Annotated in this window: 23 protein-coding genes, 1 tRNA gene and 2 pseudogenes; 7 read left to right on the forward strand and 19 right to left on the reverse strand. The window is 57.7% G+C overall.

From position 1 onward, the window contains the following. Position 1: 1 nt before the first annotated feature. The 4 genes from H096_RS03250 to H096_RS03265 are packed head-to-tail and all read right to left on the reverse strand — an operon-like array spanning position 2 to position 3,867. Complete coding sequence (locus H096_RS03250) at positions 2-802, reverse strand: carbohydrate ABC transporter permease (RefSeq protein ID WP_003174634.1); 801 nt, start codon at positions 800-802, stop codon at positions 2-4. A gap of 10 nt (positions 803-812) precedes the next feature. Next, positions 813-1,679, reverse strand: a complete 867-nt coding sequence (locus H096_RS03255) for a sugar ABC transporter permease (protein ID WP_010209674.1) — start codon at positions 1,677-1,679, stop codon at positions 813-815. Continuing rightward, a complete protein-coding gene (locus tag H096_RS03260) occupies positions 1,676-2,773 on the reverse strand; it encodes an ABC transporter ATP-binding protein (protein ID WP_033896778.1) in 1,098 nt (365 codons plus the stop codon). The genes H096_RS03255 and H096_RS03260 overlap by 4 nt, the downstream gene beginning before the upstream one ends. Next, complete coding sequence (locus H096_RS03265; protein ID WP_033896779.1) at positions 2,773-3,867, reverse strand: ABC transporter ATP-binding protein; 1,095 nt, start codon at positions 3,865-3,867, stop codon at positions 2,773-2,775. The genes H096_RS03260 and H096_RS03265 overlap by 1 nt, the downstream gene beginning before the upstream one ends. A gap of 248 nt (positions 3,868-4,115) precedes the next feature. Here H096_RS03265 and H096_RS03270 point away from each other — a divergent pair, with 248 nt between their 5' ends. Further along, the gene (locus H096_RS03270) at positions 4,116-5,933 is read left to right on the forward strand and encodes a sigma-54-dependent Fis family transcriptional regulator (protein WP_033896780.1); all 1,818 of its coding nucleotides are present in this window, start codon (positions 4,116-4,118) and stop codon (positions 5,931-5,933) included. Here H096_RS03270 and H096_RS03275 read toward each other — a convergent pair. The 3 genes from H096_RS03275 to H096_RS03285 form a co-directional block, all read right to left on the reverse strand. Next, the gene (locus H096_RS03275) at positions 5,930-6,862 is read right to left on the reverse strand and encodes a FecR family protein (RefSeq protein ID WP_033896781.1); all 933 of its coding nucleotides are present in this window, start codon (positions 6,860-6,862) and stop codon (positions 5,930-5,932) included. The genes H096_RS03270 and H096_RS03275 overlap by 4 nt on opposite strands. After that, positions 6,859-7,401: a sigma-70 family RNA polymerase sigma factor gene (locus H096_RS03280; RefSeq protein WP_033896782.1), complete on the reverse strand. Its 543-nt coding sequence runs from the start codon at positions 7,399-7,401 to the stop codon at positions 6,859-6,861. Before H096_RS03280 ends, H096_RS03275 begins: the two co-directional genes overlap by 4 nt. A 75-nt stretch (positions 7,402-7,476) precedes the next feature. Continuing rightward, complete coding sequence (locus H096_RS03285; RefSeq protein WP_033896784.1) at positions 7,477-9,594, reverse strand: TonB-dependent receptor; 2,118 nt, start codon at positions 9,592-9,594, stop codon at positions 7,477-7,479. A 223-nt stretch (positions 9,595-9,817) separates the two neighbouring features. Here H096_RS03285 and H096_RS34185 point away from each other — a divergent pair, with 223 nt between their 5' ends. Further along, positions 9,818-9,976, forward strand: a complete 159-nt coding sequence (locus H096_RS34185) for a hypothetical protein (protein ID WP_167351269.1) — start codon at positions 9,818-9,820, stop codon at positions 9,974-9,976. 5 nt (positions 9,977-9,981) lie between these two features. Then, positions 9,982-10,608, forward strand: coding sequence for an XRE family transcriptional regulator (locus H096_RS03290; RefSeq protein ID WP_033896785.1), 627 nt, complete (start codon positions 9,982-9,984; stop codon positions 10,606-10,608). A gap of 50 nt (positions 10,609-10,658) precedes the next feature. Here H096_RS03290 and H096_RS34450 read toward each other — a convergent pair whose 3' ends face one another. The 5 genes from H096_RS34450 to H096_RS34195 all read right to left on the reverse strand — a co-directional run bounded on the left by H096_RS34450 (position 10,659) and on the right by H096_RS34195 (position 14,022). Beyond that, the gene (locus H096_RS34450) at positions 10,659-11,156 is read right to left on the reverse strand and encodes a hypothetical protein (protein WP_082461382.1); all 498 of its coding nucleotides are present in this window, start codon (positions 11,154-11,156) and stop codon (positions 10,659-10,661) included. Positions 11,157-11,905: 749 nt separating this feature from the next. Then, positions 11,906-12,175 (reverse strand): hypothetical protein, encoded by a 270-nt coding sequence (locus tag H096_RS03300; protein ID WP_033896786.1) that lies wholly within the window; start codon positions 12,173-12,175, stop codon positions 11,906-11,908. A gap of 134 nt (positions 12,176-12,309) precedes the next feature. Further along, positions 12,310-13,059, reverse strand: coding sequence for a hypothetical protein (locus H096_RS03305; RefSeq protein ID WP_033896787.1), 750 nt, complete (start codon positions 13,057-13,059; stop codon positions 12,310-12,312). Positions 13,060-13,537: 478 nt separating this feature from the next. Then, positions 13,538-13,855: a hypothetical protein gene (locus tag H096_RS03310; protein WP_033896870.1), complete on the reverse strand. Its 318-nt coding sequence runs from the start codon at positions 13,853-13,855 to the stop codon at positions 13,538-13,540. A gap of 5 nt (positions 13,856-13,860) precedes the next feature. Further along, positions 13,861-14,022: a hypothetical protein gene (locus H096_RS34195; RefSeq protein ID WP_167351270.1), complete on the reverse strand. Its 162-nt coding sequence runs from the start codon at positions 14,020-14,022 to the stop codon at positions 13,861-13,863. A 193-nt stretch (positions 14,023-14,215) separates the two neighbouring features. Between H096_RS34195 and H096_RS03315 the strand changes: the two genes are divergently transcribed. Further along, positions 14,216-15,073: a GGDEF domain-containing protein gene (locus H096_RS03315; RefSeq protein WP_033896788.1), complete on the forward strand. Its 858-nt coding sequence runs from the start codon at positions 14,216-14,218 to the stop codon at positions 15,071-15,073. Between the two features lie 104 nt (positions 15,074-15,177). Here H096_RS03315 and H096_RS34455 read toward each other — a convergent pair whose 3' ends face one another. The 3 genes from H096_RS34455 to H096_RS03330 form a co-directional block, all read right to left on the reverse strand. Beyond that, the gene (locus tag H096_RS34455; RefSeq protein ID WP_237142505.1) at positions 15,178-15,654 is read right to left on the reverse strand and encodes a hypothetical protein; all 477 of its coding nucleotides are present in this window, start codon (positions 15,652-15,654) and stop codon (positions 15,178-15,180) included. A 312-nt stretch (positions 15,655-15,966) separates the two neighbouring features. Continuing rightward, the gene (locus tag H096_RS03325; RefSeq protein ID WP_033896789.1) at positions 15,967-16,608 is read right to left on the reverse strand and encodes a glycoside hydrolase family 25 protein; all 642 of its coding nucleotides are present in this window, start codon (positions 16,606-16,608) and stop codon (positions 15,967-15,969) included. A gap of 887 nt (positions 16,609-17,495) precedes the next feature. Continuing rightward, positions 17,496-18,176: an EcsC family protein gene (locus H096_RS03330; RefSeq protein WP_033896790.1), complete on the reverse strand. Its 681-nt coding sequence runs from the start codon at positions 18,174-18,176 to the stop codon at positions 17,496-17,498. Between the two features lie 165 nt (positions 18,177-18,341). Here H096_RS03330 and H096_RS03335 point away from each other — a divergent pair. Then, positions 18,342-18,851, forward strand: a pseudogene (locus tag H096_RS03335) (integrase); the annotation flags it as partial. Positions 18,852-19,308: 457 nt separating this feature from the next. After that, positions 19,309-19,581: a hypothetical protein gene (locus H096_RS03340; RefSeq protein ID WP_033896791.1), complete on the forward strand. Its 273-nt coding sequence runs from the start codon at positions 19,309-19,311 to the stop codon at positions 19,579-19,581. A gap of 122 nt (positions 19,582-19,703) precedes the next feature. Here H096_RS03340 and H096_RS34460 read toward each other — a convergent pair. The 4 genes and pseudogenes from H096_RS34460 to H096_RS03350 form a co-directional block, all read right to left on the reverse strand. Beyond that, positions 19,704-19,917: pseudogene (locus tag H096_RS34460) on the reverse strand (terminase small subunit); the annotation flags it as partial. A gap of 74 nt (positions 19,918-19,991) precedes the next feature. Further along, positions 19,992-20,297 (reverse strand): hypothetical protein, encoded by a 306-nt coding sequence (locus tag H096_RS03345; protein WP_033896792.1) that lies wholly within the window; start codon positions 20,295-20,297, stop codon positions 19,992-19,994. 284 nt (positions 20,298-20,581) lie between these two features. Continuing rightward, positions 20,582-20,677 carry a phage holin family protein gene (locus H096_RS34710; RefSeq protein WP_156487830.1) on the reverse strand — a complete coding sequence of 32 codons (96 nt, stop codon included), beginning with the start codon at positions 20,675-20,677 and terminating at the stop codon, positions 20,582-20,584. Positions 20,678-20,870: 193 nt separating this feature from the next. Then, a tRNA-Ser gene (locus tag H096_RS03350) sits at positions 20,871-20,961 on the reverse strand. A gap of 152 nt (positions 20,962-21,113) precedes the next feature. Between H096_RS03350 and H096_RS03355 the strand changes: the two genes are divergently transcribed. After that, on the forward strand, positions 21,114-21,785 hold the full coding sequence (locus H096_RS03355) for a Bax inhibitor-1/YccA family protein (RefSeq protein WP_025858161.1): 672 nt from the start codon (positions 21,114-21,116) through the stop codon (positions 21,783-21,785). The last annotated feature ends 17 nt before the right edge of the window (positions 21,786-21,802 follow it).

A 21,802-nucleotide genomic window follows, 5' to 3' on the forward strand; every position in this document is an offset into this window, starting at 1 on the left:
CTCAGACCCGGCCCAGGGCAAAGCCCTTGGCCACGTGGTTGCGAACAAACCAGATCACCAGCATGCCGGGAAGGATAGTCAACACCCCCGCCGCCGCCAGCACGCCCCAATCGATACCCGACGCCGAGACCGTGCGCGTCATTACTGCCGCGATGGGCTTGGCGTTGACCGAGGTCAGCGTGCGCGCCAGCAGCAGTTCTACCCAGGAAAACATGAAGCAGAAAAACGCGGTCACACCGATGCCGGAGCCGATCAACGGGATAAAGATCTTCACGAAGAACTTGGGAAACGAGTAGCCATCGATGTAGGCGGTTTCGTCGATTTCCTTGGGCACCCCAGACATGAAGCCCTCCAGGATCCACACCGCCAACGGCACGTTGAACAGGCAGTGCGCCAGCGCCACCGCGATATGCGTGTCAAACAGACCAATCGACGAATACAGCTGGAAGAACGGCAGCAAGAACACCGCCGGCGGCGCCATGCGGTTGGTCAGCAGCCAGAAGAACAGGTGCTTGTCGCCCAGGAAGCGGTAGCGCGAAAACGCATAGGCCGCCGGCAGCGCCACGCTCAGGGAGATCACCGTGTTCAGGCTTACGTAGTACAGCGAGTTGAGGTAACCGGTGTACCAGCTCGGGTCAGTGAAGATCACCTTGTAGTTAGCCAGCGTGAAGTCCTGTGGAAACAGCGTCAGTCCGCCAAGGATTTCGGTGTTGCTCTTGAAGGACATGTTCAGCAGCCAGTAGATCGGCACCAGCAGAAACAGGATGTAGATCAGCAGCGGAATAACCTTGCGCTTGCTCATGTTGGCGGCCTCAGCGGTTGGCGTCGGAGTGGGTCATGGCGGTGTAGAACAGCCAGGACACCAACAGGATGATCAGGAAGTACACCAGCGAGAAGGCGGCCGCCGGGCCCAGGTCGAATTGACCTACAGCCATCTGGGTCAGCGTCTGACTCAGGAACGTGGTGGCGTTACCCGGCCCGCCGCCGGTGAGGACGAACGGCTCGGTGTAGATCATGAAACTGTCCATAAAGCGCAACATCACCGCGATCAACAGCACGCTTTTCATCTTCGGCAACTGGATATGTCGGAAAACCGCCCAGGGCGATGCACGATCAATCCGCGCGGCCTGGTAGTACACGTCCGGAATCGCCCGTAGGCCTGAGTAGCAGAGCAGCGCCACCAGCGACGTCCAGTGCCATACGTCCATTACCAACACCGTCACCCAGGCGTCCATGGTGTTGGCGGCGTAGTTGTAGCTGATGCCGAGGGCGTTGAGGCTGTAACCCAGCAAACCGATATCGGCGCGGCCGAAAATCTGCCAGATCGTACCCACCACGTTCCACGGGATCAGCAGCGGAATGGCGAGGATGATCAGCACCAGCGACGACCAGCGCCCCTTGGTCGGCATGGTCAGGGCGATGGCGATGCCCAGCGGGATTTCGATCAGCAGCACGCAGGCCGAGTAGATGAACTGGCGCAGCAGCGAGTCATGCAAACGTGGGTCGAGCAGCACCTGCTTGTACCAATCGGCACCGACAAAGTAGCGGCTGGATTGGTCGAAGATGTCCTGCACCGAGTAGTTGACCACGGTCATCATCGGGATCACCGCACTGAACGCCACCAGCAGGAACACCGGCAACACCAGCCACCAGGCCTTGTTGTTCTGCACCTTATTCATGGCTGCACCTCCAGCAGGTAATCGTCGGCGTACACCATCAGCCACTGCGCGGGAAAGCTGATGGAGGCCTGGTCTTCGGGCACCGGTTTGTCTTCGGCCAGGCGCACCTTGAGCACGGCGCCATCCAGGTTGAGGGTAATGATCTTGTAGGTGCCGAGGTCTTCCAGGTGTGTGAAATCGGCCTGCAGCGCGTCAGGGTTGTGCTCGTCCCACACGTGGATGAATTCCGGGCGGATGCCCACCTGCAATTTCTTGTAATCGGTGTTGGCAATGCGTTGCTGCAAGGCTTCGGACAACGGCAGATGGGTGCCGGCAAAGCGCACCCCGCCCGCCTCGGCCTGCACCTCAATCAGGTTCATCCCAGGGCTGCCGATGAAATAGCCGACAAAGGTGTGGCTCGGCCGTTCGAACAGGTCACGGGGCGTGCCAAATTGCACGATTTGCCCGCCGTACATCACCGCAATCTTGTCGGCGAAGGTCGAGGCCTCCAACTGGTCGTGGGTGACATAGACCATGGTGATGTTGAACTGCTCGTGGATCTGCTTGAGCTTGCGCCGCAGCTTCCACTTGAGGTGCGGGTCGATCACCGTCAGCGGTTCATCGAACAGGATTGCCGACACGTCGTCACGCACCAGGCCACGGCCCATGGAGACTTTCTGTTTTTCGTCGGCGGTGAGGTTGCGCGCCTTTTTGCTCAGCAGGTTTTGCAGGTCGAGGACTTCGGCAATTTCCTGCACCTTGCTGTGAATCTTCGCCTCGGCCATGCCCTGGTTGCGCAGCGGGAACGCCAGGTTGTCGAATACCGTCATGGTGTCGTACACCACCGGGAACTGGAACACCTGGGCGATGTTGCGTTTTTCCGGGGTGAGGTCGTTGACCACTTTGGTGTCGAACAACACCTGGCCTTCGGACGGGCTGAGCAGGCCGGAGATGATATTGAGCAAGGTCGACTTGCCGCAGCCCGACGGCCCGAGCAAGGCGTAGGCCCCGCCCTGCTCCCACACGTGGTTCATTTCCCGGATGGCGTAGTCCTCAGGGCCGCTCGGCGTAGGGCTGTAGCTATGCGCCAGGTTCTGCAAATGGATCTCGGCCATCAGGCAACCCTCGCGACACGGCGTCCGGGGGCTTGGACCAAACGGCCCTGACCATCGAACACAAACAGTTTATGGGTGGGGATGTACACGCGGATCGGCGCGTCGACGTCGTATTCGTGCACCCCCGGCAGGTGCAGCACCAGCAGGAAATGCTCGCTGCGCACGTGCAGAAAGGTTTCCGAACCGCTGATCTCCGCGACTTCCACGGTGACCGCCAACTCCAGGTCGTCATCGTTGCTCGGCACCAGGCTGATATGGCTGGGGCGTACGCCGAAACGGAACTCGCCTTCACCAATGGGACGCAGGTCGACGTTCAGCGGGAAGTGCACGAAATTGGCGAAGCTAACTTCATTGCCACTGATGCGCCCCGGCATCAGGTTGATCGGCGGCTCGGAAAACAGCTCGGCGGCCAGCACCGTCTGCGGCTGGTGATACACCTCGGCGGCCTTGCCGCTCTGGATCACCCGGCCTTCGTGCAGGATCGTGGTGGTGCCGCCCAGGGCAAGGGCCTCATTGGGCTCGGTGGTGGCGTAGATGGCAATGGTGTGGCGCGCGGCGAACAGCTCGCGCATTTCCTGACGCAGCTCTTCGCGCAGTTTGTAGTCCAGGTTCACCAGCGGCTCATCGAACAGGATCAACTCGGCATCCTTGACCAGCGCGCGGGCCATGGCCGTGCGTTGCTGCTGGCCGCCGGAGAGTTCCAGCGGGTGGCGCTGGAGGAATTTTTCGATGCGCAGCATTTTCGCGGTTTCCAGCACCTTGCTCTGGATCACCTCGTGGGACACACCGGCCTGGCGCAACGGCGAGGCGATGTTTTCGAACACGGTCATGGTCGGGTAGTTGATGAACTGCTGGTACACCATCGACACGTTGCGCAGGCGCACCGGTTTTTGCGTGACATCCACGCCGTTCATCAGGATGCGGCCGCTGTTGGGCTTGTCCAGGCCGGCCATCAGGCGCATCAGGCTGGTTTTGCCGGACAGGGTGCGACCGAGCAAGACGTTGAAGGAACCCGCTTCGAAACGCAGGGTGGCGTCGTCGATCCAGGTCTGGCCTTCGACAACGCGGGAGACATTTTCCAGGGTCAATGACATGACACGACCTTTTTTATTATTGGAATGAATCTGGCAATCAGCTAGAGCGAGTTTCGTGCCAGAACCGGCAGGTGCTTGATCCGCAAGGAAATGGCAAGAATTCTATGTTCAGGAGTGAACAGAAATGAACAACTCTGGCTGAACAACTGAACACTCAGGGGGTTGACAATGAACAGTACTGAACAACACTAATTAGGCCCCCGCGCCTGCGGGGCCCCATAAAAACAATAAAAAGCAGAAGGTCGCCCATGGCCGAACCCTTGGCTCACGACACCCTTATCCAGGAATCCTGGCGCCGTTGCCGCGCCTTCGGCCTGGACCATCAGAGCACGCCCAGCTTCGACCAACTCCCCGCCGAGGGCATCAGCCAATTGCTGGAAAGCCAGCACTCGCTGGTGCAGACCACCCATCAGGAAGTGCTGCCCTACTACGAGAACATCCTCAGCAATTCCAATTGCCTGATCATGTTGGCCGACAACCAGGGCCAGGTACTGACCAGTTGGGGCACCCAGCGATTTATCGAGCCCAAGCTGGCGCGCGGTTTCAACCCTGGCGCCAGTTGGATGGAGCGCTCCAGCGGCACCAATGCCATCGGCACCGCGCTGGCGTGTGCCCAGGCCGTGCATATCGAACACGATGAACACTTCCTCAAGGCCAACCGTTTCATGACCGGCTCGGCGGCGCCGATCTTCGATGCCCAGCGCGAAATCATCGCGGTGCTGGATGTGTCCAGCGACAGCTACCTGCCGCCCTCCCACACCCTGGGCATGGTCAAGATGATGAGCCAGACCGTGGAAAACCGGCTGATCCTCAACCTGTTTCGCGGAGAGCACTTCCAACTGACCTTCAACACTGGCCTGAGCAACCTCGACAGCCAGTGGGCCGGCCTATTGATTTTTGATGAGAGCGGCCAGGTGCTGTCGGCCAACCGGCGTGCCGACAACCTGCTGGGCATCAGCTTGTCGCGGGTGATGATCGACAGTTTGTTCAAGGTGTCATTGCTGGAGCTGTTGAACCAGCCAGAAGGGCTGCCCTTCTCTCTGCAAGCCGCGGGACGCAACCGTTTCCAGTGCTTGCTCAGACGCCCCAAGCAGATGCCGGTGCAGGCGCGTGTGTTCACCGAGCCGACGCCACCGAAGCCGGCGTCGATTGGCCTCAAGACCTTGCATTTTGGCGATGTGCGCGTGGAAAAAGCCGTGCGCCAGGCCGAACGTTTACTGGAGAAGGACATTCCGCTGCTGATCCACGGCGAGACCGGCGTGGGCAAGGAAGTGTTCGTCAAAGCCCTGCACCAGGCCAGTTCGCGCAGCCAGAAGGCATTTATCGCGGTGAACTGTGCGGCGATTCCCGCTGAGCTTGTGGAATCGGAACTGTTCGGCTACGAAAAAGGCGCCTTTACCGGCGCGAATCAGAAAGGCAGCATCGGCCTGATCCGCAAGGCCGACAAGGGCACGCTGTTTCTAGATGAGATCGGCGATATGCCCCTGCCAACCCAGGCGCGTCTACTGCGGGTGCTACAGGAACGTTGCGTGCAACCGGTCGGCAGCAGCGAGTTGTTCCCGGTGGATTTGCGCATCATCTCGGCCACCAACCGCGCACTGCGGGACTTGGTGCAGGCCGGGCGTTTCCGTGAGGACTTGTACTACCGCATCGGCGGCCTGACCCTGGAACTGCCGCCGTTGCGCGAACGCACCGATAAGCAGGCACTGTTCCAGCAACTGTGGCAGCAACACCGCGAGCCGACTCAATGGGCGGGCCTGAGCGCCGAAGTGCTGGCGCTGTTCGAGCAGCATCCGTGGCCGGGGAACCTGCGTCAGGTGAGCAGCGTGTTGCAGGTGGCACTGGCCATGGCTGAAGAACAGCCGATCCGTGCAGAGCACCTGCCGGATGATTTTTTTGTGGACTTGAAGGTGGAGCCGCCGCTGCCCACCAGTGAATATCTGGATGACAGCATCGACCTGAACCAGCGCTTGAAGGCGGCGGGCGGCAACATCTCCCACCTGGCGCGGGAGCTGGGGGTGAGCCGCAACACCTTGTACAAGCGCCTGCGCCAGCACGAAAGCTAACGCGGCTTGACCACCACCAACAGGTCGGTGAAGTACTCCACCTGGATCGGCAAGTTGTCCGCCAGTGACGACAGCGCCGCCGCCGTGTCATCCAGCTTGAACACGCCGGACACCCGCAAGTTTTGCAGGGCCTGGGGATCGAAGCGCAGCATGCCGTGGCGGTAGCTGGCGAGGGTTTGCAGCACCTCGCTCAGGGGTTGGTCGTTGACCTTGAGCAGGCCACGGGTCCAGGCGTCCGGGTCGCTGTTGCCGATGGATTGCGGCGGCTGGGCGCGACCGTGGTCGAGGACCGAACGCTGGCCGGCGGTGACCTTCACACCGTCACTGGCATCACCTTGGACCGCGACGGTGGACTCGATCACCGTGACCACCGTGGTGCCGTCTGCCGCACGCTTGACCAGATATCGCGTGCCCAAAGCCGTCGCCGTGCCCTGGTCGGTACACACCACGAAGGGCCGTTGCGCATCCTTGGCCACGTCCACCCAGAGCTCGCCTTGCAGCAGTTCGATGACCCGTTGATGGCCGTCAAACTTCACGTCCACCGCCGAATTGCTGTTGAGCTGCAACTGGCTGCCGTCTTCGAGGGCAATCTGGCGGCGCTCGCCAACGCCGGTGCGTTGGTCGGCCATCCAGACCGGCAGGTGTTGCAGGCCCAGCCAGCCGCACAGGACTACGCCGAGCAAGCCCACCACTTGCGCACCGCGTGGACGTCGCGGGGCGAATGCGCGGTTCAGGGCCATGCGTGCGGGTTTGGCCGGCAGCGTATCGAGGCTGCCCCAGAGTGCGCCCATGCGTTCGATGGCCACGGCGTGGCGCGGGTCGGCCGACCGCCAGGCGTTGAACGCCTGGCGGTCGGCTTCGTTGACGTTTTCATCGTGCAGGCGGGTCAGCCACTGCGCCGCTTGCTGGATGATCTGTTCGGAACTCATGCCAGCGGGTCTGCCGGGTGCAGGCTGTGATAACAGTGCACCAAGGCGCTGGAGATATAGTTTTTGACGGTGCTGGAGGACACGTCCAGGCGCGTGGCGATTTCGCTGTAGGTCAGCCCATCGAGGCGACTCAACAGAAACGCTTCACGCGCCTTGGCCGGCAACCCGGCGAGCATTTCTGCGATGCGCTCCAGGGCTTGCAGTGCCACATGAATGGCCGCCGGGTCGGGCATGCCGGCGTCTTCGCACTGGATCACCAGGGCTTCCATGTAGGCTTTTTCGATGCGACGACGACGGGCGCTGTCGATCAGCAACCGCCCTGCCGTGGTGGCCAGGAACGCGCGCGGCTCTTTGATCTGTTGGGGTTCGGCCAGCATCAATACGCGAATGAAGGCGTCATGGGCAAGGTCGGCAGCATGTTGGGAACACCCGAGTTTCTTGCGCAGCCAGCCGTGCAACCAGCCGTGGTGCTCGCTGTACATCGCCGTGAGGGTCTGCTGCCGGACGGAGTCGCCCAGCGCGGCCGGAATGTCATGCATGCGCAAAAAGATCTCAAATGGGAAGAGTTACCAATTGCGCAGACAATGCCAGTAAATCGGGGTTTGGGCAAGGGCTCAGCGCCAGCTCCAAGAGACGCCGGTGTAGATGCCACGGCCATCCGCAGGCGTGGAACGCGCGACGTCCAGGCCTTTATCGTCATACCCCGGCGTTACGGTATTGGCATAACGACGGTTGGTGAGGTTGCGCAGGTCGACCCAGGCTTGCCAATCCTGCTGGGGGGCGTCGTAGCCGAAGGTGGCGCCGAGAAGGGTGTAGGACGCGGCGTAGTAGGAGTTGGCGTAGTCCACCGCCACTTTTGATGAATGCTCGGTGTTGAGGCTGGTGTAGAAACCGGTCGGATGGCTGTAGCGCACTTGCGCCTGATAGTAGTGCTTGGGGATGCCCGGCAAGGTGTTGTCGCCGAAACGGTCGTCATCACGGTAATGGAAGTCACTGAAGGTGTAGGCCTGGCGCAGGGTGAGCCGGCCGTTGCGGCCGCCCTCCCACAACGGGCTCAACAGGCTCAGTTCCACGCCCTGGTGAATCGTCGGACTGGCATTGTTTTCAGCGACGATAGCGTTGCTGGTTGACGTCTGGGCCTGGGTCTCCACGGTGAGCAATTCATGGCGCACTTCGGAGCGGTACAGCGCCAGGTCCCACTGGCCGAGCCATGCTTCACCACGGCCACCGATTTCCAGGGTGGTGGCGGTCTGGTTTTTCAGGCTCACGCCTTCGCGCTGCAGGCCGGTGGCCGCTCCACTGCCTGCCGGGAAGTATTTGTTGGAACCCCAGATCATCGACCACGCATGCGGCGGCTCGACCGAACGGCTCAGGTTGCCGTACACCTGTAGTTGCGGGGTGAAGTCATACCGCAGCCCAATGCGAGGGGCGTAGTCCCAGTCGTGCTGGCTGAGCGGCGCCTGCCCCTCAGGATAGGTAACTTGGGTTTCGCGACGGGTGTAGATCGCCGCCAGGCCGGTGGTCAGCCACAGGTCCGGAACCAGTTCGAGGTCGTTGCCGATATGCAGCACAGTATCGGAGCCCAGGTAGCTGTAGTCACGGGTCTTGGTGCCTGGCGCGTAGCCAGCGGTGTTGCCGGCCGGCGTGCGCACGTATTCCGAGGCACCGTTGTTGGGCATCGCCTGGGTGGTGCGCAGGCCGACGGTGGTTTTGCTGTCGTGGCCGAACAGCGTGTCCTGGCGGATGTAATTGAGGGTGCTGCTGATGTCGGTGTAGGCGACTTTCAGCCGGTTGGTGCCTTCGCGCAGGTCCATCGGGTAGTCGTGGTACGCCAGGCCAACTTCGACCCGGGAGCTGTCATCCAGTTGCAAGGTGGTTTTGTTGGCGATCCAGGTCGACCCCGGTTGCAGGCGCTTGGAATCGCGGGCGGCGTTGAGGCTGTTGGCCGCGCGTGGGTCGTGGCTGATCTGGCTGCGCGTGAGTTTGCCAGGGGTGTCGTTGGTGGTTTCGCGGTAGCGGAAGTAGAAGCGGGTTTCCAGGTCCGGGTTGAACCGGTAGCCGAAGTTCGCCGCCACGCCCTTGCCGGTGGCGGCGCTCTGCCGTTGGTAGCCGTCGGACTCGGAGTCGGTGAGGCCAATGTAGTAGTCGGCATCCCCGAGCACCTGGCCCGAGCTGATTTCGCGCTGGGCATAACCTTTGCTGCCGGCTTCATAGCGCAGTTGCAGCTTGGGCGCGTCGTAGCCGGTACGCGTCACGTAGTTGACGGCGCCGCCGAGGGCCAAGGCGCCCTGGTCAAAGCCGTTGGCGCCACGCAGCACCTCGACGCGGCTTTGCCACAACGGGTCTTTCAGCTCATAAGGTGTGCCGCCGGGGCCGGTCAGCGGCAGGCCGTCGAACATTTCGTACAGGCCGGAGGCATGGGAACCGGGGCTGCGGTTCAGGCCCGAACCACGAATCGAGAGTTTCACCCCTTCGTTGTTCGCCGCCTTGGCGTATACCCCGGCCTGGTACTTGAATACGTCTTCGTTGGTGCTCACCCGCCCCTGCTGCACGCTGTCCATGTCGATGTAATTGGTGCCGCCGGGCACGCTCTTGAGCTGTGCCTCGGCCACTTCCCCCGCACTGGCTTCGCTGCTGGTGACTTCGACCGGGGCTAATTGCAGGTCTTCGGCATGCACCAGTGAGCTTAACGTCAGGGCGGCAAACAGCAACGGAGGGTGGCGCAACAGCATCGGGCAGGTCCTTGGAATTCGGGGGGCACGTGGTGGGAAGGCTGGGACGCCCGCCAGGTCACTCCTTATTAACGGACCAGACCCTTCCGACAACAGTGTCGGATCGGGATTATTTGCTAAGTCCGAAATCGAATTACCACATGCAAACTCAGTATTTAAAGAAATAACCGCCACGCATTACTGTGGAGTCACTGAGTCACCCACGCACCCCGAGATCGCCCCCATGCAAGTATCCGCCACCGTCATCGACTTCACTCTCCACCGTAAACGCCGCCAAGCGCGTGCAGCGGCCGAGTTGATGTGGGCGATGTACGCAGCGCGTGCCGGCCTGGCGGTGTTTGCCGCTCAAGCCGCCTCGTCCAGCGATACCCGCCGGGCGTAAGGCCGATGAACTTCCTGCACGTGATTCCCGAACCACCTGAACCGCTGCCCAAGCCCAGCACTGACGATGATGTGATCAGCCAGTGCGTCGCCCACAACCTGCAACGCCTGCGCAGTAAACGCCATTTGTCCCTGGATGGATTGGCGCGCGCCTGTGGCGTGAGCAGGGCGATGCTGGCGCAGATCGAATCCGGGCGTAGCGTGCCGTCGATCAAGGTGCTGTGCAAAATTGCCAAGGGTCTGAAGGTGTCGGTGGCGGCGTTTCTGGAGGACCGAGCATTTGAGGGGGTGGAGGTGCTGCCGGCGCAACAGAGCAAGCGCCTGGTCAGTGCCGATGGTGCGTTTATCAGCCGAGCGTTGTTCCCCTACGATACGGCGCGCCAGTCAGAGTTCTACGAGATCCGCCTGCGGGCGCTGGGCGAGGAAATTTCCGAAGGCCACGGGCCCGGTATCCAGGAAAACCTGGTGGTGGCCCAAGGGGTACTGGAGGTCAGTGTCAACGATGAGCGCTACCTCCTTTCTACCGGCGACTCGATCCTGTTCTACGCCGATCAGCCCCACCGCTACCGCAACCCGGCAGACAGCGAGGCGGTGGCCTTCCTGGTGATCACTTACCCCGAGCGCCTGGACTGAAATGCAAAACGCCCCGAATCATCGGGGCGTTTTTTAGTGCGCCGGACCTATCAGCAGGTGCAGCACATCATCGGCATGCCGTTGCAGCTCATCATCATCGGCATGGCGCAGTCGTTCATCATTTTGCTCATCAGCATGCAGCAGTTTTTCATCATGTCCATGCTCATGCCCGGCATTGGCATCATTTTGCACATCATGCTGTCACCCATCAGGGTGCATTCCATCACGCACTTCATCATCGGCATTGGCATGCCCATCATCGGCATCATGTTCATGCCAGTCATCATGGCCATGGCATCGGCCGACATGCACATCATCGACATGTTGGCGCACTGCATCATCATCGGCATGCCGCAGTTCATCATCATCGCCATCATTTCGGCGTTGGTCTTGAACTGAGCCATGTCCATGCCGGCGGCCGGCTTCATGGTGCACATCATGGCATCCGCGGCCATTTCGCATTTCATGGTGGCCATCATCATCGGCATGCCCATCATCGGCATCATTGGCATGGCGGTGTTCATTGGCATCTGCATGGCATTCATCATCTTCGAAACTCCGTAATCGACAGGAAATGAGCAAGTTCTGGCGCCGATTCTAAAGCCGGAGAACGGCGACGCAAGACGGCGGCAGAGCAGCAGGAATGGGTGTTTGAAGGGAAGCTTAGTTTAAGGAAACAGCTGCAACGGTTGTAAAGGCGACGATTTCGACACTATTGCAACGTCAATGACTGCTGTATTTCTTCATTTGACGCTATGGATATTCGATAAAGGAATAGCGACCAATCTTAAGGAAATAAACGTTCTAACGGATTGGGAAGAAGTAAAAAATCGACACCTCATGACCTGGGAAGCTAAAACCTAGCCTCCCGACAACGTCATCTAAATCCAGCGTTTAGTTACACTGCACGCTGACATTACTCGCGCTGAACTGTGACCACCCACCTCGCGTAGAGTGAATCACTTGATTTTGGATTCCTGGGTGCGCGGTTGCCTGGGTGCTAACACTTTGACCTCCAGGGCTGTTTTCTGTAGTAAATCTGAAGCTGATATGACAAGTATGGGGCTTATCGTCGGTATTGGTCGCGAATACATCCAATCCGGACTGGTCCTGGCGAACCGCTGTAGAAAACTGCGCATGGGCCAAGGTTGAAAACAATACTGCAAGTGTGCCTATCAGTAATTTCTTCATTGGAAACGTCTCCGTTCATTGATCGAAATACTGTGAAAGCCAAACTGCAGCACAGTACGTACAACTGTAGCTGGTTCGTAGACGCTGTCGCGCCCTCGCAAAATCCTCAACTATCGAAAATTTTCAGCGCCTGCATCAGTTCTTCCGCCTCTGATCCCGGAACAAACCGGAATCCATACATCTCATCAGTGCTGAGGATTTCTCCCAGTACCTCCAGCAATTGCGCCTCAGTCGGGGAATCACGCAGTAACTTGTGCGCGGGCAGTAGCAAATCGGACGAAACGCCTTGAACACTCGCCACATCGATCACGGCAAACAGGATAAAGCGCAAACGAATTTCTCTTTCAGTAGGCCAAACCGTTTTTCGCTTACCCATGGTAAAGGCCTCACATTTCAGAAAAATCCGAGGCTATTGATGACTGAGGGGTGTTTCAAGCATTGGGCTGCAAGATAGGCCAATTCCTACGTGGGAAAGGGAAACACCGCACCTTTATGCTGACGCTGCGCTGTTTATTGCACCGGCAGGAAGTTCATCAGCAACAAACTCTGCGCATAGTTCAAACCGATACGGCGGTAGCGTTCATCGAGCATCTGGGTCAGCAGGTCTAGGCGCGCGACGATCTTGCCGAACTCCACCGCGAAACTGAGGTTGCTGCCCTCCTCCGAAATCTCGTTGGAAAACAGCAGCAGCACGCCATTCGCATCCTGGCGCTTGCTCAGCAGCCAGGTGGCCTTTTCGATATTACGCGCGGCATTGCTGACGAACTGCGGGTTGATCGAATCGGTGATATAGAACTCGGTGCGTCCACCGTGCGCGGTCACGATCATGCTGCCAATGGCATAGATGAAAGCGCCGACCCGGTCGCCCTTGAAGTCCGGCCCCAAGGAATAACTCAGCGCCGCCAGGTCACGACGATCGCCCAGTGCCGGCAGGGATCGACGTTGCTCGATGGCCTGGCGAATCTCCCGCGCTGCGGTCACCGCGTCCGGGTACCCCGACTGCCGCCACTGGCTGGGATTACGCAGATAGAGCTTGTTCATCAGCAGATACAAGCTCTGCAGGTTGTCGCGCATGCCCAGCGTCGCCATGCGATCGACACTGGTCTGGAAGAACTCATCGGGCTTGCCATTGCTGAACTGCTTGGCGATATCCCGGCCCTGTTGCTGGCTGCAACCGGCGGCACAGAGCATCAGCAAGGCTGCCAGCAGCAAAGGCTGGCGAATCCGTCGACGGTTGAAACAAGGAAACGTGCGATCCATCGGCACCCGATCTGGCTCATCTGCCCACGCGGGGGATCGGCGGGGCTGGGACAAGGATAGAGCGGAGAAATCCAGAAAAGTGCGGTGGCCGCAGGCAGATAGTTGTAACCAGAGACCGCTGGGCCGATGAATCCGCCCAAACGTGAAGAATTTTTTCCAGGCTCTATACTGATTGCAACAGTTGCGTGTGTTGTTGGCGATCCAGGGTGGAATCTCAACCTTTGAACGGCCTGGCGCGTTTGTCTACATCGCCCACGGCATACTCACCAGCAGCTGTACATGAGGGTGACGGCAATGAAACATCCAATTCGTGCACAAATGGTTGTTCAAGTGATTTGCCTGCTTTCGGTGGCCCAGCTTTTTTGCTGAGCTGCGTTTCACGGCGTTAAAACCCAGCCGCCGTTGCGGCGGTGGAAGGTATTGCCAACGACAACCCCGCCTCTGGCCCGACAAGTGATTGCCGGGCCAGACCGTGCAGCTACAACAAGACAGTGGCCAGCATGCCCAAGGCGCCCAGGCAAAACCCGATCAATGCGCCTCGTCCGGGGAACTCCTGGAACAGCCCCCAGATCACGACCGGCTCCAGCAGCAATAACGAAGTCACGGAAACCACCGTGACCACCCAGATATCACCCACCGCCCGATAACCCAGCCAATACGCCCCCAACAGACAAAGCCCCGCGAAACACATCACCACTACCGGCATGATGAAGGCTTGCCATGAGCCGTCGCCAGCCTGGGCCAGCCTGGCGGTAACGACCTCGCTGTAGATTGCACACAACTCACCAACGATCATCAAGCCTAGAGCAGAAACTCCGAGTAATTCTTTGGACATATCAAAAACTCCTTCGTATTCAACGCACTGTTTTTCAACGCCCAGCGGGCAATGCCGCAGCCGAGGGTTTCGTCGCAGAGATACGAAGCAGCCTTGAACAGGCCTGAATTGCCGAAGTGCTTTTGCATGCTCATGTCCTTATATAGGGGGTGAGTCTCGGCGCCTCGATAAGACGCTGGCTCCGATCATACGGTTGGCCGGCGGTTTTGAACACTCGGGGCACAATTGGCATGAGCGGCATTAAAAATTTGCAATCCCCCTAGCCGCCTTACGTGATGATCGGGCTATGATCGGCCATCTGAACCGGACGCCCTATGCCCCATGCCCGTTGACCTGCAAGCCCTTTATCCCAAACTGATCCACTTGATGCTGGATACGGTCTTCGTCGTCGACAGCGATAACCAGATTGTCTTCGTAAGTGATGCCTGCGAGGCACTGCTCGGTTACCGCGCCCAAGAGCTCACCGGCACCCTGATCACCGACTACATGCACCCTGAAGACCTGGCGCGCACGCGTGCCTCCATTGTTCGGGTCATGAATGGCCAACCCCATGTCGACTTCCGCAATCGTTACCTGCGCAAGGACGGCAGCGTCGTGCACATCCTGTGGGCGGCCTTCTGGTCCAAGGACGTCGGTGCGCGGATCGGTGTCGCACGGGACGTCACGGCGCTCACCCAGGCCGAGGAAGAACTACGCTTCCTTGCTCATCATGATCCACTGACGGCCCTTACCAATCGCTCGCTGTTCAATGATCGGCTGGACCAGGCCCTGCACGCTGCGCGGCGTCACAACCACACGCTTGCGTTGCTGTTTCTGGACATCAATGACTTCAAGGCCATCAATGATGTCCACGGCCATGCCATGGGCGATCGCGTACTGTGCGTGATTGCCCGACGACTGGAGCGCTGCGTACGCGAAAGCGACCTGGTGGCGCGGATGGGCGGGGATGAATTCACGGTGCTGATCACGGACATCCAGTCGCAGGACGCAGTAGCCGGGAAAGTGGCGCAGATCCTGGCGGTCATGGCTGAGCCGTTGGGCGCTGAGTTTGGCGGGGTGAAGATGCCGTCCTGCAGCGTCGGCGTGGCGTTTTATCCGGGGGATGGAGAGGATGCGGATACGCTGTTGAGTCATGCGGATGGGGAGATGTATCGGGTGAAAAGGTTGCGCTGCAACTGACCGACACCAAGCAAATGCCCCGACAGGTCAGGGCATTTTCAATGCCTTACGCGACTCACCAGAGCTTCTTGGACCAAGAAGCACTCGCGGTGGGTCTGCCTGCATTACTTGGCTTGGCGCAGCACAAGCTCAGACAGACGGGTCTTCACCCGGAAGCAGAATTCACGGATTTGAAATTGATAGGCGGGCATGACCATATAGTTCAAATCAGGACCCAATGAGTCTTTGATTTCCATGTATTTAGCGGTCTTGGCAGCAATGGCTTGGTATTCCGCCTCGTATTTAACGTAGGACGGCTTGTTGTAAACCTTCAGAACATCCAGCTCTTTACGGCATTGCTCGGCGCGAGTTGTTTCCGACTCTGGCTGAGCGGCCTCTGGAGAGGTATGGGCTGGAGCGTCAGCAACAGGGGCAGCCTCATATCGCACGGTGTAATTGGCAGACGACGCAGGTGCGACTTCAGGTGGTACTTCATGGACGACGGCGGGGGGCGGAGTCACTTCAGTTTTTTCTGGAGTTTTCGTAGCGCATCCCGCGAGGGCAAGTCCTACCACTACAACGATGCCACACATTTTATCCATCGGTTTCACCAAGAAGTAATTATGGTTGGCTGAGTCGTTAGGTTCTGGGTAAAAGCAATAGCTCACTCAATGTTCGAGTGTAAATTTCTACCAGACTCAAGGCGCTCAGCCTCTCTTCCTTGAGCGCACAGACGGGTAATAGTAGTAAAAAAACAAAGAGATGACGAGAAAAAGCTCGATCGCAGAGCAGATGATAGGGGCCATGCAAGACATGCATCCGCCAAGCCCTTCAAATAGGCAAAATTTCGGAGCACCTATGCTGAAGGTCCTCAATAACAACGGCCCGGAATGGGGCCGTTGTGATGTTGGCCATTAAGACTTGACCCAATCCAAGTCTACCGCCCCCTGAATACCGTCAACCTGGCCCTTGCTGCTGTGCTGCCACCACTCCCAGCTTTTGCCCTTGGCGCTCCAGGTTTCAGGTACCGTGGGCTGAGCCACCTCCCAATGAGCAATCCACAGCGGGCACTCACTGAAGTCGTACTTGCGCCAGGCCACGCGGTTACTCCAGATGCTGGGAGAGGCGTAAATATGCGGGTATGCCCCCTCCAGCAGCGAAACCCTGACCAGCGTCACCAACTGAAACAGGGCATCGGCCATCTGTTCCGGGCTGGCACCTTCGTTGCGATTGGTCTCGACATCAATCACCAGCCTATCCCGCCCGGCTTTGAACGCCACCTCGGCCAAACGCCCCTTGATGTTGTTCAACTGCTCGCACGGAGTACTGCTCAAGGCACGGAAATAATGATAGACCCCGGCTTTCAAACCGTTTGCCTGCATACCTTGAAAGTTCGTGACAAATTTTGGATCGGTGTAGTCTCCACCCTCCGTCATTTTGGCGATTGCATGGGTGATGCCCGCCTTCGCAACGCGGCTCCAGTCAATATCGCCCTGCCAGCGCGACACATCGATGCCCCGCGCATTGTCGTTTTTTATCGGTTCGTTGCAATTCATCTGTGCGTTCCTGCCATGGATGTCGGGTCAATTCTTTCATCGACATACATCGGCAATGCACTATGGGGATACCGCACCCGGCGATAACGAAATTGCAGGCATAAAAAATCCCGCAAAGCCTCTGGCTCGCGGGATTTCTCGTTCATGTTTGGCGGGAACCCATGGATTCGAACCCTGGAGACGCTATTAACGTCCACCGGTTTTCGAGACCGATTTGCAAACTCCAGCGGGCTGTGGCCTTGAGGGCTCACGGAGTTCCCTAATTCACCAGTAGCAACTAGGCCTTAAAGCCTCACTCCACAAGGGGTGGATTTTTAGTTTTGGAACTGTCAACCCTTCCCCGCCGCCCTGCAGACCGAGCGTTGCCCCCATTGCAAACCTGCTGCTACCCTTTCTGCTCCACAGAGGAACAGCTATGCCGAACTAAGAACTACTCCCTTTCCTGCGGTCCAAAATCACCGAAAACTAACTCGCCCTTGAAGCGGTCATTATGGAACTGACGAGCTGAGTTGAGCAGTGAGGCGTTACGGGAATCACCGAAAAGGTGCGAGGAGTTCTGGACACACTCGACCGGAACGAGGAACTCATCAAGATATTGCTAACCGTTCTCAACCCCCTCTGATTAATCGTGCGGGCGTCTATCTGACGATTCTGTTGCAAACGTCGATTCTTCTAGACTGACCGCAGAAATTCCATTTTTTTGCGAGCCGCTACGCGAAATCTGGTCCCAGCGTACTCTGCTCAACGCAAAAGTTTGACTATCAAGCGAGTACTTTTCTAAGGAGAAAACCATGGCCGACCTTTTCAACAGAATCGGCCAAAAGGTGTCAATCGAGAAGATGTATTAACTCGACGGGCCTCCTGCACCGCCCAGTTAACGCAGGTAGTTACTCCGCAATTGCCTCTTCCTTCAGACTCAAGCGGAAAGTGTCGCGAGCAGTTTTCCCCACGTAGGTGGTGAGAGCGTAATTCGCCGTGCCGCCGACGATGACCCCGATTCCGAACGGAATCACTTTTGCTGCGGCTTTTTGAGTGAACGAGATGCCGATTTTCGCGAACAGTTCCTTAATGACCTGAAGCGTCGGCCCCTTCAAATATTGATACACCATACGCACGCCGGCCTTGCTGGCGATTTTGGTTGCGCTTGAAGACCCCATCTGCTCCAGCGAGCCGTATAACGCGATGATGTACGACATGTGCTTGGCATCTTCGTTGGACATCTTGCCGTTTATTGCCACCGCCAGGCACATGGTCATATCGATCTGCAGCTTCATGCACACCGAGATATCCGCTAGCCCTCCCCCAACAGCGCTCACCACAGTGCCGATACCGGGAATGACACCCGGAAGAGCCGTGGCTGCGCCAGAGGTCGCTGCTAGCTTTGAATAACGGCTGATAATTTTGTCGACAACTGCGTCTTGAATCTTTTCGTCCGTGGCGGACGGCGCCGAGCTGCGTGCCTGGTTTTCATATTGCGTAACCAGTTCGCGGGCGTCCTGCGGGCTGATGGCGATGGCTTCCACCATCTTCATCAAGGAGGAGCTGTCTTCGTCTTTTTCTGTGGTCATGCCGAATTCCTTTCGAGAGATATTTATCAGCTGTTTTCGAGCCTGAAAGCTGACGCGAAGGTTCGCACAAATGATATCAAAATGACACCTAGCTCATGACCATACTCACTACAACAAACCAATTCGAGCAACCAAAATGAAGATCCCTTTCATCAAGGCTATTGCCTGCCTTTCGACTGCAAGCCTGTGCCAAAGAAGAATGTTGTTCTGGGCCAGCTGTTCGACCGATACGAGAGAGAAATCATCCCCGGCAAAGCGCCGAAGACACAGAGTTATAACCTGCTCTGCCTAAAGCAGATGCACAAAGCCATCGGAGCGGTGACGCCGAAGATCATCGCCCAGTACCGAGACGGCCGAACAGCGAAGGTGCGAGCGAACCGCGAGATCTCCTTGCTATTGCACATCTACAAGATCGCACGGGAGTGGGGATTAACCCAGAACAACTCAGCCGCCGCCGTGCGCAAGAACAAAGAGGCAACACAAAATTTTTATGCGACCGAGGAAATCTCGAGCGCGGTGTATAGCATTGCCGCCTCAGAACTACGTGACGCGATGGACCTCGCGTACCTCACCGGATAGCGCCGCGCCGATGTACGGTCGATGCGTGAGGCGGATGCAATCCATGAGTCCCTGCAGGTCGTTCAGGGAAAGACGGCCAAGAAACTGCGCATCCGTCGTAAAGGAAAGATTGTGAACTATGGACATAGCCACAGAGCAGTCATGGTCTGCTGTTGACTCTGATCTCTGATGTCCATACTTCACCTCCATTTTCCCGCGAAAAATCTAGGGGGTGCCCATACGTCATTGCATTGATCCAACCCTCTATTAGCTAGCTGCATCGCATTTGACCTTTTTTCAGCTGACGTCCCTAAGCACTTGCGCATATGCGTAATTTCATGGACTTGACCGGTCGCTTGCATTGACTTGACCAGCACACTGGTTAGCCTTGACCGTCAGAAATCGGCCAAAAGCGGTCGCCCAACTGCTTCACCCTCGCTTAAGGACCAGCCAAGTGATATACCGCGCTTGGGTCTAATGCATGACACAAACAGGCAGTCTCAAGATGCGATTCTCAATTTATAGCGGATTGGTTTTGGTGGGCTACTCGGCGCTCGATTACGGAGATCCCCCGATGGGCGTTGCTTTCGGCCAATTCGAACCTGCCGATGGGTACGCAGCTATCCAGAACCAGTGCTCCACGAACCATCACGACCAGACCGTTCTGGATCTTTCTGTTCAGACCGAAGCGGGTCTGGTCATTCCATGTGCGGGTCTGGCCATCTTGGATTACTCCGAAGAGCTCGCGCCACCGTGCATCGAAGTGAACATTTTCGGCATTCCACATCCGCTCTATGGCGAGCTGTTTCCTCAGCACGTCACCCTGTATGAGCGTCAATTCAGCTAATCGGAATGTCCCGCCGATGTCCGCTTCGGATTGAGGACTCAACCGGCCATTAGCTGTCCTTCACGAAGGGCAGCTTTGGGTCGTTTTCTGACTCTCACGGCGGCCAGAAAACGGCCAATTGAATCGCACTGGATCCGCTCCTGTTGGTGTCGAGCGGCGACGGCGGCCTAATGGGGTCAGCGGTTTCGAGAATCAGCGCTTCGGTTGCAAGCAACTCGACCGTCTTGCCATCCGGTGGAAACACCCGGCGGTTGTTGTCTTTGAGCCAGGTGTGTAGCCCGACGTCCCGCGAATGCGAGCGGCGAAGGCGCATTTGGAGAGGTAAAGCGGCAGCATTTGAAGAAGATCCCGAGAGGAATTGAAAGGGGATTTACGGACATTCCCCCTCCGATTCGATCTGTGAGTTGGAACTACTTGGCGAAGTGGGCTTCCATGTATGTCAGCAATGTCGAGGTAGTCAATTGGCTCTCGGGAAGCACATCATGCTTAACATCTTCATCAGCTTCCTTGTTTGCCACCGCAATAGCGAATTCGCCTGGCTTGCTTTCCATCGTCATAACGATGATTCGGTTTTTTGTGGCAGTACAGTCGAGCACAGCAGAATGGCCGTCTCGAATATACAAAGGTCCACAAGACACCGATGCTCCGTCGTAAAGTTTGGTAAAAACACTGACAGCCTCCGCCGCCGCCATCATCAGCTGTTCACCAATTGCCATGTGTTCACCTCATGCTTATAAAAAACACATGGAAACACATTCCGAGCGATCATGAATAGCCAAAAGCCACTACCAAAATTCACCTTATAAAGTTCAGAGTTTCAACGCGGCCACTTCAATTGCAAATCATTGAATTTCAGTAAGCTGGCGACCCACCTGCTAACGCTTTCCCGCGGGTTTCATGCCCCGCGTCCCTCGGACTCCGCCAGGGTCACCGGCGACCTATCAGTGCTTCGTTTTGATGCAACAAGCTACAGACCTGGTATTACGTGGCCTTCAAAGCATCACGTCTGACCATTCCTTGAGGGCGGCACATCGTACACGCCCAATCGCTTGGCCGCCCAGCGGTCGTACTGGCCGATGGCGACATCAGAATTCATCGATATTGGCGGCGCCAGCTTACTGCTGGACTTAGCAAACAAGAGATCACGATGTGGGTTTACAGGAGGATTGGCGCCACTGCCAAACCATCAAAATAGGCAAAGTTTCGGAACGCCTATCAAAAACCTCCGTTAACTACCCAAACCCCAGAAACACGAAAGCCCCGCATTCGCGGGGCTTTCGTTTGAATCTTGGCGGGAAACCAGGGATTCGAACCCTGGGAACGCTATTAACGTTCGCCGGTTTTCAAGACCGGTGCATTCAACCACTCTGCCAATTTCCCTTGTGCATCACAGGATTATAGTAGCCCATCCCGTCTCAGCGGGCGCCATAATACCCGAATGAAACACACTGTCAAACTCTTGCCATAGCTTGTTACAGAGCGTCTGTTATGATCTTTGCGACTGAACGTTTCAAAACCGAAGGAGTGTCGCCATGCGCGAACAGAATTACGCAGTGAATGGTAACGCGCAGGCTGAGCAGCTTGAAGTCAGCCGCGTGTTGCGCAACACCTATGGCTTGCTCGCCCTTACCCTCGCATTCAGCGGCGTGATGGCGTTCGTGGCCCAGCAGATGCGCGTCGGCTACCCGAATATCTTTGTCGTGCTGATCGGCTTCTATGGTCTGTTCTTCCTGACCAACAAGCTGCGTGATTCGGCCTGGGGTCTGGTATCGGCATTTGCCTTGACCGGTTTCATGGGCTTTATCCTCGGCCCGATCCTCAACCGTTACCTCGGCATGGCCGGCGGCGCGGAAGTGGTCAGCTCGGCGTTTGCCATGACCGCACTGGTGTTTGGCGGCCTGTCGGCCTACGTGCTGATCACCCGCAAGGACATGAGCTTCCTGGGTGGTTTCATCACCGCGGGTTTCTTCGTATTGCTGGCGGCCGTGGTGGCGAGCATGTTTTTCCAGATCAGCGGCCTGCAACTGGCGATCAGCGCAGGTTTCGTGCTGTTCTCTTCGGTGTGCATCCTGTTCCAGACCAGTGCGATCATCCACGGTGGTGAGCGTAACTACATCATGGCGACCGTCAGCCTGTATGTGTCGATCTACAACCTGTTCATCAGCCTGTTGCAGATCTTCGGCATCATGAGCCGCGACGACTGATTGTCAGCGCAATAAAA

Source organism: Pseudomonas sp. FH1, from assembly GCF_000510895.2.
Lineage (GTDB): Bacteria > Pseudomonadota > Gammaproteobacteria > Pseudomonadales > Pseudomonadaceae > Aquipseudomonas > Aquipseudomonas azotoformans_A.

Coding starts and splice junctions, on each gene's coding strand:
- H096_RS03250 (WP_003174634.1), bottom strand. CDS start 802: ATGAGCAAGCGCAAGGTTATTCCGCTGCTGATCTACATCCTGTTTCTG.
- H096_RS03255 (WP_010209674.1), bottom strand. CDS start 1,679: ATGAATAAGGTGCAGAACAACAAGGCCTGGTGGCTGGTGTTGCCGGTG.
- H096_RS03260 (WP_033896778.1), bottom strand. CDS start 2,773: ATGGCCGAGATCCATTTGCAGAACCTGGCGCATAGCTACAGCCCTACG.
- H096_RS03265 (WP_033896779.1), bottom strand. CDS start 3,867: ATGTCATTGACCCTGGAAAATGTCTCCCGCGTTGTCGAAGGCCAGACC.
- H096_RS03270 (WP_033896780.1), top strand. CDS start 4,116: ATGGCCGAACCCTTGGCTCACGACACCCTTATCCAGGAATCCTGGCGC.
- H096_RS03275 (WP_033896781.1), bottom strand. CDS start 6,862: ATGAGTTCCGAACAGATCATCCAGCAAGCGGCGCAGTGGCTGACCCGC.
- H096_RS03280 (WP_033896782.1), bottom strand. CDS start 7,401: ATGCATGACATTCCGGCCGCGCTGGGCGACTCCGTCCGGCAGCAGACC.
- H096_RS03285 (WP_033896784.1), bottom strand. CDS start 9,594: ATGCTGTTGCGCCACCCTCCGTTGCTGTTTGCCGCCCTGACGTTAAGC.
- H096_RS34185 (WP_167351269.1), top strand. CDS start 9,818: ATGCAAGTATCCGCCACCGTCATCGACTTCACTCTCCACCGTAAACGC.
- H096_RS03290 (WP_033896785.1), top strand. CDS start 9,982: ATGAACTTCCTGCACGTGATTCCCGAACCACCTGAACCGCTGCCCAAG.
- H096_RS34450 (WP_082461382.1), bottom strand. CDS start 11,156: ATGATGAATGCCATGCAGATGCCAATGAACACCGCCATGCCAATGATG.
- H096_RS03300 (WP_033896786.1), bottom strand. CDS start 12,175: ATGGGTAAGCGAAAAACGGTTTGGCCTACTGAAAGAGAAATTCGTTTG.
- H096_RS03305 (WP_033896787.1), bottom strand. CDS start 13,059: ATGGATCGCACGTTTCCTTGTTTCAACCGTCGACGGATTCGCCAGCCT.
- H096_RS03310 (WP_033896870.1), bottom strand. CDS start 13,855: ATGATCGTTGGTGAGTTGTGTGCAATCTACAGCGAGGTCGTTACCGCC.
- H096_RS34195 (WP_167351270.1), bottom strand. CDS start 14,022: ATGCAAAAGCACTTCGGCAATTCAGGCCTGTTCAAGGCTGCTTCGTAT.
- H096_RS03315 (WP_033896788.1), top strand. CDS start 14,216: ATGCCCGTTGACCTGCAAGCCCTTTATCCCAAACTGATCCACTTGATG.
- H096_RS34455 (WP_237142505.1), bottom strand. CDS start 15,654: ATGGATAAAATGTGTGGCATCGTTGTAGTGGTAGGACTTGCCCTCGCG.
- H096_RS03325 (WP_033896789.1), bottom strand. CDS start 16,608: ATGAATTGCAACGAACCGATAAAAAACGACAATGCGCGGGGCATCGAT.
- H096_RS03330 (WP_033896790.1), bottom strand. CDS start 18,176: ATGACCACAGAAAAAGACGAAGACAGCTCCTCCTTGATGAAGATGGTG.
- H096_RS03340 (WP_033896791.1), top strand. CDS start 19,309: ATGGGCGTTGCTTTCGGCCAATTCGAACCTGCCGATGGGTACGCAGCT.
- H096_RS03345 (WP_033896792.1), bottom strand. CDS start 20,297: ATGGCAATTGGTGAACAGCTGATGATGGCGGCGGCGGAGGCTGTCAGT.
- H096_RS34710 (WP_156487830.1), bottom strand. CDS start 20,677: ATGAATTCTGATGTCGCCATCGGCCAGTACGACCGCTGGGCGGCCAAG.
- H096_RS03355 (WP_025858161.1), top strand. CDS start 21,114: ATGCGCGAACAGAATTACGCAGTGAATGGTAACGCGCAGGCTGAGCAG.